The 12,189-nt window shown below is 59.0% G+C and carries 11 protein-coding genes and 1 tRNA gene; 6 read left to right on the top strand and 6 right to left on the bottom strand.

Annotation, left to right across the window (positions count from 1 at the left end):
* Positions 1 to 71: 71 nt before the first annotated feature.
* A complete protein-coding gene (locus SynMEDNS5_RS07760) occupies positions 72 to 1,250 on the bottom strand; it encodes a phycobilisome linker polypeptide (RefSeq protein WP_186582857.1) in 1,179 nt (392 codons plus the stop codon).
* 206 nt (positions 1,251 to 1,456) lie between these two features.
* Here SynMEDNS5_RS07760 and SynMEDNS5_RS07755 point away from each other — a divergent pair, with 206 nt between their 5' ends.
* The gene (locus SynMEDNS5_RS07755) at positions 1,457 to 1,924 is read left to right on the top strand and encodes an SRPBCC family protein (protein ID WP_186585909.1); all 468 of its coding nucleotides are present in this window, start codon (positions 1,457 to 1,459) and stop codon (positions 1,922 to 1,924) included.
* A gap of 54 nt (positions 1,925 to 1,978) precedes the next feature.
* Here the strand turns inward: SynMEDNS5_RS07755 and SynMEDNS5_RS07750 are convergent.
* Positions 1,979 to 2,051 (bottom strand) — tRNA-Glu (locus SynMEDNS5_RS07750).
* A 42-nt stretch (positions 2,052 to 2,093) separates the two neighbouring features.
* On the bottom strand, positions 2,094 to 3,236 hold the full coding sequence (locus tag SynMEDNS5_RS07745) for a histidine kinase (RefSeq protein WP_186582856.1): 1,143 nt from the start codon (positions 3,234 to 3,236) through the stop codon (positions 2,094 to 2,096).
* Positions 3,237 to 3,348: 112 nt separating this feature from the next.
* Between SynMEDNS5_RS07745 and SynMEDNS5_RS07740 the strand changes: the two genes are divergently transcribed.
* The 3 genes from SynMEDNS5_RS07740 (at position 3,349) to pepN (ending at position 7,147) form a co-directional block, all read left to right on the top strand.
* On the top strand, positions 3,349 to 3,921 hold the full coding sequence (locus tag SynMEDNS5_RS07740) for a hypothetical protein (RefSeq protein WP_186582855.1): 573 nt from the start codon (positions 3,349 to 3,351) through the stop codon (positions 3,919 to 3,921).
* A 53-nt stretch (positions 3,922 to 3,974) separates the two neighbouring features.
* Entirely contained in the window at positions 3,975 to 4,439 is a 465-nt protein-coding gene (locus SynMEDNS5_RS07735; protein WP_186585908.1) for a cAMP phosphodiesterase, read from the top strand.
* Positions 4,440 to 4,519: 80 nt separating this feature from the next.
* Complete coding sequence (gene pepN / locus SynMEDNS5_RS07730) at positions 4,520 to 7,147, top strand: aminopeptidase N (protein WP_186582854.1); 2,628 nt, start codon at positions 4,520 to 4,522, stop codon at positions 7,145 to 7,147.
* A 20-nt stretch (positions 7,148 to 7,167) separates the two neighbouring features.
* On the opposite strand, the gene SynMEDNS5_RS07725 is transcribed toward pepN, so the two are convergent.
* Together SynMEDNS5_RS07725 and SynMEDNS5_RS07720 are read right to left on the bottom strand one after the other, a co-directional pair.
* Entirely contained in the window at positions 7,168 to 8,319 is a 1,152-nt protein-coding gene (locus SynMEDNS5_RS07725; RefSeq protein ID WP_370593513.1) for a glycoside hydrolase family 10 protein, read from the bottom strand.
* A 12-nt stretch (positions 8,320 to 8,331) separates the two neighbouring features.
* Positions 8,332 to 9,327, bottom strand: coding sequence for a ribose-phosphate pyrophosphokinase (locus SynMEDNS5_RS07720; protein ID WP_186582853.1), 996 nt, complete (start codon positions 9,325 to 9,327; stop codon positions 8,332 to 8,334).
* A 99-nt stretch (positions 9,328 to 9,426) separates the two neighbouring features.
* Between SynMEDNS5_RS07720 and SynMEDNS5_RS07715 the strand changes: the two genes are divergently transcribed.
* Positions 9,427 to 9,960 (top strand): hypothetical protein, encoded by a 534-nt coding sequence (locus SynMEDNS5_RS07715; protein WP_186582852.1) that lies wholly within the window; start codon positions 9,427 to 9,429, stop codon positions 9,958 to 9,960.
* On the opposite strand, the gene SynMEDNS5_RS07710 is transcribed toward SynMEDNS5_RS07715, so the two are convergent.
* Positions 9,899 to 10,894, bottom strand: coding sequence for an LCP family protein (locus SynMEDNS5_RS07710; RefSeq protein WP_186582851.1), 996 nt, complete (start codon positions 10,892 to 10,894; stop codon positions 9,899 to 9,901). The two genes, SynMEDNS5_RS07715 and SynMEDNS5_RS07710, sit on opposite strands and share 62 nt — an antisense overlap.
* A gap of 84 nt (positions 10,895 to 10,978) precedes the next feature.
* Between SynMEDNS5_RS07710 and SynMEDNS5_RS07705 the strand changes: the two genes are divergently transcribed.
* Positions 10,979 to 12,187, top strand: a complete 1,209-nt coding sequence (locus SynMEDNS5_RS07705) for a Coenzyme F420 hydrogenase/dehydrogenase, beta subunit C-terminal domain (RefSeq protein WP_186582850.1) — start codon at positions 10,979 to 10,981, stop codon at positions 12,185 to 12,187.
* Positions 12,188 to 12,189 lie beyond the last annotated feature (2 nt).

Raw genomic sequence — 12,189 nt, 5'->3', positions numbered from 1 at the left:
CCCAGCGCCTGTGCATCAAAAAAGCCCGCCATCAGGCGGGCTTCCATCATTTTCAGACGGCGAGGCAGACCTCAATAAGTCTCCACATGCCAACGATCGGCTTTCTTGAGCTGAGGGCGCAGCTCCGACCAGTCGAGACCCTTGGCCTCAGCAGCGGCGCTCATCGCCTCGTCGATTCCTGGTTCCATGCCACGCAAACCGCACATGTAAACGTGCGTTTTGGGGTTTTCGATCATCGAGAAGATTTCATCGGCGTATTCGAGGACACGATCCTGGATGTACATGCGTCCGCCCTTGGTGTTCTGCTGCTCGCGGCTGATGGCCTTCGTGTAGCGGAAGTTGTCGGGATACTCGCGCTCGTAACGCTCAAAGTCCTCGTCGTAGAGAAGGTTCGGAGTCTTCGGTACACCCATGAACAGCCAGGCCTTGCCCCGGAAGGTCCAGCCGTTCTTCTCCCGTTCTGAGGGCTCGAACATGCGGCGGAGGTAGGTGCGCATCGGAGCGATACCAGTGCCGGTGGCCAGCATGATCACGTTGGCGTCCTCGTCATCGGGGAGGAGCATCTCCTTGCCCACCGGACCGGTGATCTTCACTTTGGTTCCTGGCTCGATGTCGCAGAGGTAGGTCGAGCAGACCCCTTTGATCTCTTCGCCGGCATCGTTCTTGTATTCCAACTGGCGAACACAGAGGGACACCGTGTGGTCACCCAGGTTGTCGCCATGGCGTGTGCTGGCGATGGAGTAGAGCCGCAGCTTGTGGGGTTTTCCCTTCGCGTCTTCACCTTCGGGAATGATGCCGATGGATTGCCCTTCGACGTATTCGAGATGGGGATCACCGCCGCTGAGGTCAAAGGTGATGTGCTGCACTCGTCCGATCGCCCCTTCTTTCAGCAGGCTGTAGTTCCCCGTGACGGTGCCCATGAAGGGTGCCCTGGGCTTGTAGAGGTTCACAGGCACAGCCTTGTGTGCAGGCTTGCGTGGGGTTTCGGTCACGGCGGAGGAGGCGGAGGCTTTTGAGACGTTGGAGGCTGCCGAGCCAGTGGCGTGGGCTGCGGCAGAAGCGGTGCCGGCTGTCACCGACAGAATTCTTCCACCACAAGCATTAACGCGCTGAACGGTGGACTGCAGGCGGTCGTAAGACACTGTGAAGGTTTGTTCTGACCGGCGCTGCTTTGACGTCTGCAGGCCGACAACAACCAACGTGAACACCCGTTCGTTGTAGGTGTTGTTCGCTGCAGAGCTGACGCGCATGAGATCCCGCTTGCCTTCAAGACGGCGCGATCATAGGCATGACCTTGGATTCTCATGCGGTCTGTCGTGGTCCAGCTCAATGCGCTGGTCGGACGGCTGACTTTCATTAAGATTCCATTGCTATCTTTCTCAGGTTGACCATCGAAGTCTCCTTGAAGACTCTCCAGCGCCCTTCTCTGGGCCAGCACCAGCCGATCGAGCAGACCATGGAGCGCCTTCCCCAGGGCATGCGTCGTTTGGCCGTGCAGCTGCGGACTTCGCTGCCAGTGAAGGATCTTTGGTCGGTGTTGACCGACTATGAAGCGCTGAGCGAGTTCATCCCCAACCTTTCGCGCAGCACTCTTCTGGCGCGGAAAGGCAGTTTGGTGACGCTCTCCCAGATCGGCAGTCAGCAGCTTCTGGGGCTGAAGTTTTCCGCTTCTGTTCAACTTGAGTTGACTGAACATCGGCCGGAAGGGCTGCTTCAGTTCCGCATGCTGAAAGGCGATTTTCGCCGTTTCGAAGGATGTTGGCGACTTCAGGCTGTTCCCGATGCCACACTTCTCCTCTACGACCTAACGGTGCAAGGATGCCTTGGCATGCCTGTGGCGCTGATCGAACAGCGCCTGCGAACTGACCTCACTGAAAATTTACTTGCCGTAGAAAAAGAAGCGATCCGACGACGTTCTCTTTAACTCAAAGTTTCAATCAATCCCTTAATTGAGTTAAATAACAAACTCATTCATTGATACCCCCAAGGGGATTCGAACCCCTGTCGCCTCCGTGAAAGGGAGGTGTCCTAGGCCTCTAGACGATGGGGGCGAGGCCGTGATCTTTGGGTGTGCTCCCGATCACCAAATGAAATTACGGGGCCAACTGACCCTCCGTCAAGACTGTGGACATCTTCTCCTGACCCTGTCCTTGCCAGACAGGAACAGTGAAGGTGAAGCATGCACCCTTACCCGGTTCGGAGATCACCCAGATGCGTCCGCCATGCACCTCCACGATGCGCCTGCACACCGATAGCCCGACCCCGAACCCCGATGTTCCCCCGGAGGTCTGCGGAAGGCGGACCCTGTCGAGAAAAATGCGTTGCTGCTCCTGTTCTGGAATGCCTGGACCACTGTCGCTGACGCTGACCTGGATCCACTGACTGGTGCGGTGCATCATGCTGACAGCAATCGTTCCGCCGTCCTGGGTGTATTTCAGGGCGTTTTCCAGGAGATTCAGAAGCACTTGGCGCATGCGCCGCTGGTCGGCGTAGGCCAGGGGAAGGTCTGCTGGGATGTCGGTGTGAATGGTCACATTCCTGCCGAACCAAAGCTTCTCCAGCTCCAGAATCGCCTCAGCTGCCACGCTGGCAAGGTCAAGCCTCTGAGGGTTGAACAAGGCTTCCCAGCGGGTGCTTCCGACCTCCAGCAGATCTTTCGACAGCAAAGCGATCTCCTCGAGGCGCCGTTTCAGAACATCCCTGAAGCGATTGAGATCGATTTGCCCCCGTTGTTGACTCTGCAGCGCGAGGGTGGCCGCGGTGAGTGGCGTTCGCAGTTCATGGGCCACCATGCGAAGCAAGCGTTCCTGGGATTGCAGGCGGTCGATCAGCGTTTCATTTTCCTGACGTAGAACAAGAAGTTGATCTTCCAATTGGAGCTCTCGCTGTGTGCGACTGCCATCCAGCTCCGTTGGCTTGAGGCTAAGCCCGAGCCCACTGACGACTTCGTCCTGCTGCCAGCGCGGTAGCCATCCCCTCAGCTGCTGAAAAATGCTGCTGCCGGCAAACACTTGCTTCGGAACCGGCTGAAGTTTCACCAGCGCTGGTGTCACAACCAATCGGTGAAGCTCCAGCAATTCAGGCTGCTGCAGAGGATCAGCAACCTGAAGCGTGACGTCGAAACCGCAGTCCTCATTCTCCAGAAACTGGATCAGGGAGCGCAGATCACCGCTCGAAAGGTGGTGACGACCAGCAACAAGAAGAAGGCCCAGTTGCTGTCGTGGTGTGGGATCCATCCCGACCACCAGGTGAGGCTCCCAAAGTTGAGCTTCACCTTATGGGTTTTTGCAAAGAGCGGCAGAACCGCTAAGACTTTTTTGTACAGACTGTTGTCACCCAGGACACAGCATGCCCCTTCTGCCTGTCGAACGTCGCGGCGCACAGCCGCCAGAAGGGGATTCCCCCGCCTCTCCGCGTGTTCCCCTCGACGGCAACCTGCGTCGTTGGTTTGCGCGCAATTTGGGACTTTGGCGCTCCCGGCGTCAGTACGTTTTCAAGAACGAGGAAGTGTTGTTCCTCGACATGATGATTCGAGTGGAGATCTTTGCGGAATCCCGCGTCGGCAAACCGCGTTACCGCATGAGTTGGTGGCCTGAACACGACACCGACTTCTTCGAAAAAAAACCTCGTTATCAGCAGGAGGGGGTCATGGAGGCCACCCTGCTGGGCCATCAGCTGCAGCGAAGCCGTGCCTATCTCGAAGAGGTGGAATCCAAAACGCGTATCCGTCAGGTTGACGAACATGAGGTTGTCTTCGAGTCCCATTATCTCGACTGGGACGTGCAGGAGTACACGCGCTTGATTGATCAGGATCGTTTCCGCTCAAGAGCGATCTACAGCTGGCAGAAGGGAGATTTGGAAATCGTGGAACATCACCATGAAACGCGTGTGGAAGATGCGTCCGCACCGATTCCCGGCTAATGAAAGGGACGGTTCAGCTTCAGTGCCTCACCCAGTGGTGCGAATCCTTAGGAATGGTGCAGCATGGCTGCGTTAATTGGTCAGGATTCTTGGCTTCACTCCTTCAATTCCGTTCCGTGATGGCCGCTCCTCTGGCCATATTGTCTCTTGCTTTGGTGGGTCCTGCTGTTTTGGCCCAGGGTGCAGCCAAGCCCCAGTCGAAGCCTGCCTCCGATAGCGACATTTTTCTCTACCGCGGTATGGGCTCCTCCTACGTCTGCAACGCCAGAACCGCTGGCGTTGAGTTCCCGAAGGCTGTTGGTATCGCTGCAGCGACCTATGTGCAGCTGCTGAACGGCCGCCATGGTGGTCTTGTGGCATCCACCGGCAACAAGAAGCTCAGCAATGAACAGCTGTTTGCGGGCGCGGAGTTTCAAATCATCACTGGGGCACTTCAGTTCTGCCCAGACAAAGTGCCTGCCGATGTCAAGACCAAAGTGGAGGAAGCGCTGAAGAAGCAACAGGCGGGCGGTCAGTAATCAACGGATTCGGGGGTGAGGTTTTCACCCTCGTCAGCACCGTGATGGGGGAGTCAGGATCTGTTCAGCGTGAGACGTTCATGGTCAGCAGTCCCTCCCCTCAGTCCACCGTTCGTCTTGAGGATTACCGGCCGTTTCCCTTCAGGATTCCGAAAACTGAGCTCAACGTCGTGATTCAGGAGCACGACGTTCTGGTCACGGCTGACCTCCATCTTGAGCCGGTCCTGCAATCCCCCGAACCCCTGCGTCTCCAGGGCGTTGATCTTGATTTACTCTCGGTGGCTCTTGATGGCCATGCCCTCGATGCTGACGCCTACAGCTTGAGCGGTGACACACTCCAGATTCAGGCAACGCCGAATCAACCCTTCACCGTGACGACGGTGTGCAAGCTCGATCCGGCAGCTAACGGTTCGCTTGAAGGGCTTTATGCCAGTGGGGGCATGCTCACCACACAATGCGAAGCCGAGGGATTCCGGCGCATCGCCTTTCATCCCGATCGTCCGGATGTTCTCAGTCGCTTCCGAGTGCGCATTGAGGCGGATCGTGAGCGTTTTCCAGTTCTTCTCTCCAACGGCAATGCTGTCGAAGCCGGGCCAATGCCCACGTTCCCATCGCGTCATGCGGTGGTGTGGGAAGACCCGTTCCCGAAGCCGTCCTATCTCTTTGCCCTAGTGGCTGGAGACTTGAAGGAAATCAGAGATCACTTCACCACTTCATCAGGCCGTCGCGTGACTTTGCGGCTGCATGTGGAAGCGGGGGATGAGCCCTACACCGCCCATGCCATGCAGTCGCTCAAGCGATCCATGGCTTGGGATGAACGGGTTTACGGTCTCGAGTACGACCTGGATGAGTTCAATACGGTTGCGGTGCGCCACTTCAACATGGGCGCCATGGAGAACAAGAGTCTGAATATTTTCAATTCGAAGCTGGTTCTCGCTGACGCAGAAACGGCCACTGATGGAGAACTGGAACGCATCGAGAGCGTTGTCGCTCACGAATATTTCCACAATTGGTCGGGGAATCGGATCACTTGTCGCGACTGGTTTCAACTGTCGCTGAAGGAAGGTCTCACCGTGTTCCGCGACCAGTGCTTCACCGCTGATCTGCATTCCTCAGCGCTTAAACGCATTGAGGATGCCGCGATGCTGCGCAACACCCAGTTTCGCGAGGATGCTGGACCCACAGCGCACCCAGTGAAGCCTGATGCGTACCAGGCCATCGATAACTTCTATACAACGACGATCTACGAAAAGGGCGCTGAATTGATCCGCATGCTGCGCACCCTTCTGGGGAATGAGCGCTTCATGCGGGGGATGCGTCTGTATTTCCAACGCCACGACGGAGACGCCGCCACAACAGAGGATTTTTTAGCAGCGATTGTTGAGGGCGCGACTGAGGAAGGAACTCCTCTCAATTTTCAGCCTGAGCAGTTCAAGCGTTGGTATCACCAGGCCGGCACTCCTCATGTGACCGTTGATCGGCACTGGGAGCCAACGGAAGGGCGGTTGACGCTCAAGTTTCGCCAGTCCACGGCGCCTACCCCCGGGCAACCAGACAAGCTGCCAGTCGTCATTCCTGTTCTCTGGACTGTTCTGAACGCTGATGGTGTCGCTGGTGATGAGCGCTTGCTTGTTCTTGATCAAGACCAACAGACCGTCGTTCTCGAGGGATTGGCCAGCACGCCCCGTCCCCCAGTGCTCTCGCTGTTTCGGCAGTTTTCAGCTCCGGTGACCTGGACGGCTGATCAGGCCGACGATGACCTGTTTGCTTTGTTTGCAGGGGACACCGATGCGTTTGCCCGCTGGGATGCGGGGCAGCAGATCTGGAAGCGTCTCCTGCTGGCTCGGGCATCAGGTGGTGACGATTCACATCTGGAGGAGCGGATGCTGGACGCACTCAGCCAGCTGCTGTCGCCTGCTGGGGAAAAGGATCCCGCCGTTCTCGCCACACTGTTGGCCTTCCCCGGATTGGCTGAGTTGGAGGCCTTGCAGGATGAGGCCGATCCACCGGCTCTGTTTCAGGCCGCCTGTGCGCTGCGCGAACTGTTCGGATCCCGACTCGCCGACGCGCTGCGGCAGCGACTGGCGTCCAGTGCGGAATCTCTGCAAGCGCAATGGCCTGCGGGGCAGGGTGAGCGTCAGCTCACAGCCCTGATCTGGAGCTGGCTGGCGGCGTCTGGCGACGAAGGGGTGCGCGATGCTGCGCTGGCGGCTGTGAGCGGCCCATCGATGACCCTCGCCCGTGCAGCCCTGCGAGCCCTTCAGCCGATCGACTGTGCCCAGCGTCTGCAAGCGCTCCAGGTGTTTCATGACCGCTGGCAGGACCGCCCAGTGATCTTCGATACCTGGTTTGCGTTGGAAGCATCCACTCCTCGATCGGATGCACTTGCGCGCGTTGAGGCTCTTCTGCAGCACCCTCGATTCGATCCGATGGCTCCCAACTCCGTGCGGGCCGTGCTGGGTGGGCTTGTTGGCAATCCCAGCGTGTTTCACGCGCTGGATGGCAGCGGCTACCTATTCATGGCTCACCAGATCATCGCGGTGGACGGCAGGAATCCGATTACAGCCTCAAGGCTGGCCAAGGTCTTCAGCCGTTGGCATACCTACGGACAAGAGCGCAAAGCTGCTGTTCAACGAGCCTTGGCTGTGCTGGCGGAGGCTGATCTCTCGACCAATACCCGTGAAGTGGTCACGCTGATGCAGGCCTGAGAAGGCCAAAGCCTCGGCGTTCAATCCTGAGCACCGAGGCTTTGAAAAGCATCAAAGCGGAAGGCCGGCCCTTCTTTTCCGCTGTATTTTCCCCAGAGACCTTCCCAGTAGAAGTAGATCACTCCGTAGCCTTGTTGGTTGCTGAGCCGTTGTTTCTCAGCCAGCACAGGAATCGGTGTGGTGCGTTTTCCAAACCCCGCGAGGATGCCAATCTGCACCGGCATTCCCCATTGCCGGGCTTTGCGCAGCGCCGGCTGATTGAGATCTTTGGCGAAACCTTTGAGGGAGTAAGCGTAATTCTGAACGACGAGATCATCGATCAACTCGCCAACCGCCCAGAGCTCCCAGTCCTGAAGCCAATGGTTGTAGGCAAATCGAAAGGGGCCTGGTGAGAGGCTGATTCTCTGTGGAAGCGATTCGTCATCCAAGCGCTGGCGTAGCTCGCGCAGTAGTCCAGTCAGCTGACGCCGTCGCCAGGCCATCCAATAGCGATTGGTGTGGTCTTTCGGCGGTCGAACCCCGGTGTCTTGCTGGTAAAGCGCCGATGTGTAGGAGTCATAGCCCAGTTCCACTGGCCAGGCGAAATGATCATCGAGCTGCAGTCCATCCATCTTGCAGCGCTTCATCACTTCCACCACAAGACCGATGAACCGCTCGCGCACTTCAGGGTGGGCTGGGTTGAGCCAAACCATCTCTTTCCCGTGCATGGTCATCACGGGATTGCCGTTCCGGCGTGTCAACACCCACTCGGGATGCTGCGCCACCACCGCGGCACTCGCAGGCTCCATCAGGCCATATTCAAACCACGGAATCACCTTCATGCCGCGTTTGCGGCCTTCCTTGCTGATGGTGCAGATCGGGTCAAGATTGAGTCCCGCCTTGCGGAGGGCTGGTTCCACCGGTGCGAACCGACTGCGATGAAAGGTGGTGCCTCGGCTCCACACATTCGGATACAAAGCTGTGAATCCTGCCTGCTGCAGTTCGTCCATCGCCTTTAACAGCCTTGTTCGGTCGTAGTACAGAGGGCTTGGGCTGTTGGTGAGCCAGACACCCAGGGTGCGTTTCGGCTGAACGGAGGGGAGTCCGGCCTGAGCGCCCGTCGTGGTCATGACCATGGCCATCGCAGCGATGGCACCAGCGCTGCTTCGACGAAAAGTTCGTGGTGAAAGCATCACAACCCGAGTTCAGCGGAACATCGAGCTGACGGAACTCTCCTCATGAATGCGCCAGATCGCTTCTCCGAGCATGTTGGCGACCGACAGCACCTGGAGTTGGGGGAACATGCGATCCGATGGGATCGGAATGCTGTTGGTCACCACAACCTGCTCAAACAGTCCATCCGTTGCCAAGCGCTCGGACGCTGGCGGCGAGAACACGGCATGGGTCGCGCAGGCGATCACTCGGCTGGCCCCCTGTTGACGCAACAACCTGGCACCGGCGCAAATGGTGCCACCGGTGTCGATCATGTCGTCGATGAGGATTGCGGTGCGTTGGTTTACATCCCCGATCACCGTGAGGCTCTCGGCCATGTTGTGACCCGTGCGTCGTTTGTCGATGATGGCCAGCGGAGCATCGTTCATTTGCTTGGCAAAGGCTCTCGCCCGTGCCACACCACCGACATCCGGTGAAACAACCACCACCTCGCCGAGCTCCTGGGCGGAGAGGTAATCCACGAGCACTGGGGAGCCGTAAATGTGATCGCAGGGAATGTCGAAGTAACCCTGGATCTGCGCGGAATGAAGATCCATGGCCAGCACCCTGTCCACTCCTGACTTGACCAGGAGATTGGCTGTGAGCTTGGCCGTGATGGATTCCCGACCTGCGGTCTTCCGATCCGCCCGTGCGTAACCGTAATAAGGGACGACTGCAGTGATCTGCCTCGCTGAAGCACGACGACAGGCGTCGACCATGATCAACAGCTCCATCAAGTGATCATTCACCGGAGCACAGGTGGGCTGGATCAGGAAGACATCGCAGCCTCGGATGGATTCCTGGATCTGCACGTAGAGCTCACCGTCGGCAAAGCGTTTGCAGACCCTCGGACCGTCGGGGACACCCAAATACGCTGCGATTTCCCGAGCCAAAGCGGGATTCGACGTGCCGCTGAACAGGCGGAGTCGCCGCGTGTCGTGCTGGATCTTCTCCTGTTCGGCGCGGGCTGCAGTCAGGAATCCGGTCACGATGCCCGCGAACGAGAAACTTGGTATTCCGATGGTAGTGGTGCATGGGACACCCCAACCACACCTCTTCCACCCATCCACGGCTTCTAAGGTGCCGCCATGGCGAACAACCTTCTCGTGGTGATCGGAGCCGGAAGGCTTGGTGAAGGGTCTATGGCCTCCGCGTCCCGCAGTCTGGCGGAAGCGTTTGGAGCCACCCTGATCGAACAGGCCTCGGGAGCCGCACCCCACCCCTGTCTGCAACAAATCACCAGCCGATCTTCAGGCGGATCATTGGAGCCCACGCTCCTGCGGGTGAGTGGTGATGTCGCCGTGGATGAGTGCGGGGAAGGCAGCTGGCTTGAGGCTCTCGCCTGCTGGCATGTTCCTGTTCTGATGCTGGCGGAGCCACGGAAGGACGGACGTTTCGCCGGCATCGTTCCGGCGTCGGTGGCCCTGGCCCGATCGCTTCAGGTCGAGCTGCTTGGTCTCGTGCAACTGGGCGGATCCTGGAGCCGTTCCGCCCGCAGGGCCGATGGCCTTCCCTGGTGTGGATGTCTTCAAGGAACCGATGATGATCTCTGCGGTCTGATCAGTTGCCTGCGGTCGCGTTGGGCTCAGGTGGCCAGAGAGGAAGGGCCTGATCGGGCTTGAGCTCGCGAAGTTGCTGCTGGCCGGCCCGTGCTGCCAGTGTCAGCTGGCTGATCACAGGGGGCTCGGTGCTGCTTAGGGCCGCTGCCGCAAGGCTGAGCATTTCGGAGGGGGTGAGATCGGTTGAGACCTGCGCTGAAACCTCGCCGATCACATCCGGGAGCAGGGCGATGGCATTGGGTTGCCTGAGCTGATCGTGGATACCGCGCACCAGGCGCTGTTGGCGGGCTCTGCGAGCGCCATCGTCATTGGGATTGGAGCGGTGTCTTGCCAGTTGTTCAGCTTGACGGCCATTGAGCGTCTGGCGACCGGCCTGCAGATTGACGGTGTAGTTCTGCGCTTTGTCCTGGCGGTTGTACGACTGGTTGAGGCTCACCTCCACTTCACCGAGGCGGTCCACAAGGGCTCGCAGGGCCTGACGGGGCATCACCAGGTAACGATCGGGTTCGCCCGCAGGGAGTCCCACGACTTCGGCGATGACGTCGGCGGTGAGTGCAACCCCCCCCTTCCGATAGGCCCTGGCGAGGGGCTGCACCTCTTCGCGGCCAGGCAGTTGCACGGCCAGCTCCGTTGGCACCTGAAGCACTTGCAGCGCTTCTCCAGCTGTGACAAGGATCAGCATCAGGCTGTCTGCGTTGGCCGGTCCTTTGGGGGCTGCACGGTTTGATGGATCGTTGATGGCTTCCGAATCAAGGCCAACCAGCAGCACCATGACCGACCGCTCCGGGAGGGGGGCCAGGCTGGCAGGGTCATCCGGGGAAGGTGGAGCAGCGGCAATCGGATCAGGTTTTGGCCAGATCAGGGCGAGCCCTCCTCCAATCAGTCCTGCACCAATCACTGCAGCGGCAATTCTCAGCACAGTTCGGCTTGGTTTCGTCCCCAGCCATCGCTTCACACGTTTCTGTGCCGCGTCTCCTGCCGGTGCCGAACCCTCCATGACGCGCTGTGCTTGCTTTTGGCATACCAGTCTTGCTCAACTCTCACTGATTAGCGTTGACCTCTCTCCAGGCTTGAGCTGTCTGTGACGTCTTCCCCCGCTTCACCGCTTCCCCACGACCAGGCGCGGCCGATTCCCCGCGATCGGATCCGTCCTGCCAAGGACCTCTGCAGTGATTGCGGACTCTGTGATTCGCGCTGGGTTGCTTATGTCCGCCAGGCCTGTGCCTTCCTTCATCAGGACTTCGATGGCATGGAACGCAAGGCCCACGGCCGTGTCCGCAATCTCGATCAAGAGAATGAATTGTATTTCGGTGTGCAGCAGCGGATGCTCACTGCGCGTTTGCAGACACCGATCGATGGAGCCCAGTGGACCGGGATTGTTAGTCGTCTGGGAGTCCGCGCGTTGGAGACCGGTCTCGTTGATGCTGTGCTCTGCGTTCAGCAGAGCCCTGACGATCGCTTCACGCCGATGCCCGTTCTGGCACGCACTCCGGAGGAGGTTCTTGCGGCAAGGGTCAATAAGCCCACCCTGTCCAACAACCTCTCGGTTCTTGAGCAATTGCCAGGCAGTGGGATCAAACGCCTCCTTGCGATCGGTGTGGGTTGCCAGGTTCAGGCGCTGCGTGCCGTGCAGAACACCCTCCCGCTTGAGGCGCTGTACGTGCTGGGTCTTCCCTGTGTGGACAATGTCTCCCGCGAGGGGCTTCAGACCTTTTTGGAGAGCGCCAGTGCTTCACCGCACACGGTGGTGCACTACGAATTCATGCAGGATTTCAGGATTCATTTCCGGCACAGCGATGGTCATGTGGAGACGGTCCCCTTCTTCGGTCTCGACACGCCCGCTCTCAAGGACGTCTTCGCACCAAGCTGTCTGAGTTGCTTCGACTACGTCAATGCCGGTGCTGACCTAGTCGTTGGCTACATGGGGGCTGAATTCGGACGCCAGTGGTTGGTTGTGCGTAATTCACGAGGGGAAGAATTGCTCAAGCTGGTGGAAGCGGAACTCGATCAGGCGCCGGTGTCGAGCCGAGGTGATCGCCGCCAGGCTGTGCAGCAGGGCATCGACGCCTATGACAAGGCCCTGCGACTGCCCATGTGGCTTGCGGAGGTTGTGGGCTGGATCGTGCAGCGGGTCGGGCCGAAAGGGCTGGAATACGGCCGCTTCTCCATCGATTCCCACTTCACCAGAAATGCGCTCTGGCTCCGGCGGCATCATCCTGAGGTGGTGGAGCGCCATCTGCCCGCCTTTGCGCGACGCATCGTTGAGCGCTATCGCTTGCCCGCCCGCTGATT

The sequence above is a fragment of the Synechococcus sp. MEDNS5 genome, from assembly GCF_014279875.1.
In the GTDB taxonomy this organism is placed as follows: Bacteria; Cyanobacteriota; Cyanobacteriia; order PCC-6307; family Cyanobiaceae; genus Synechococcus_C.
The sequence above is the reverse complement of the archived record's forward strand: the minus strand, read 5'-3'. Positions and strand labels throughout refer to the sequence as shown.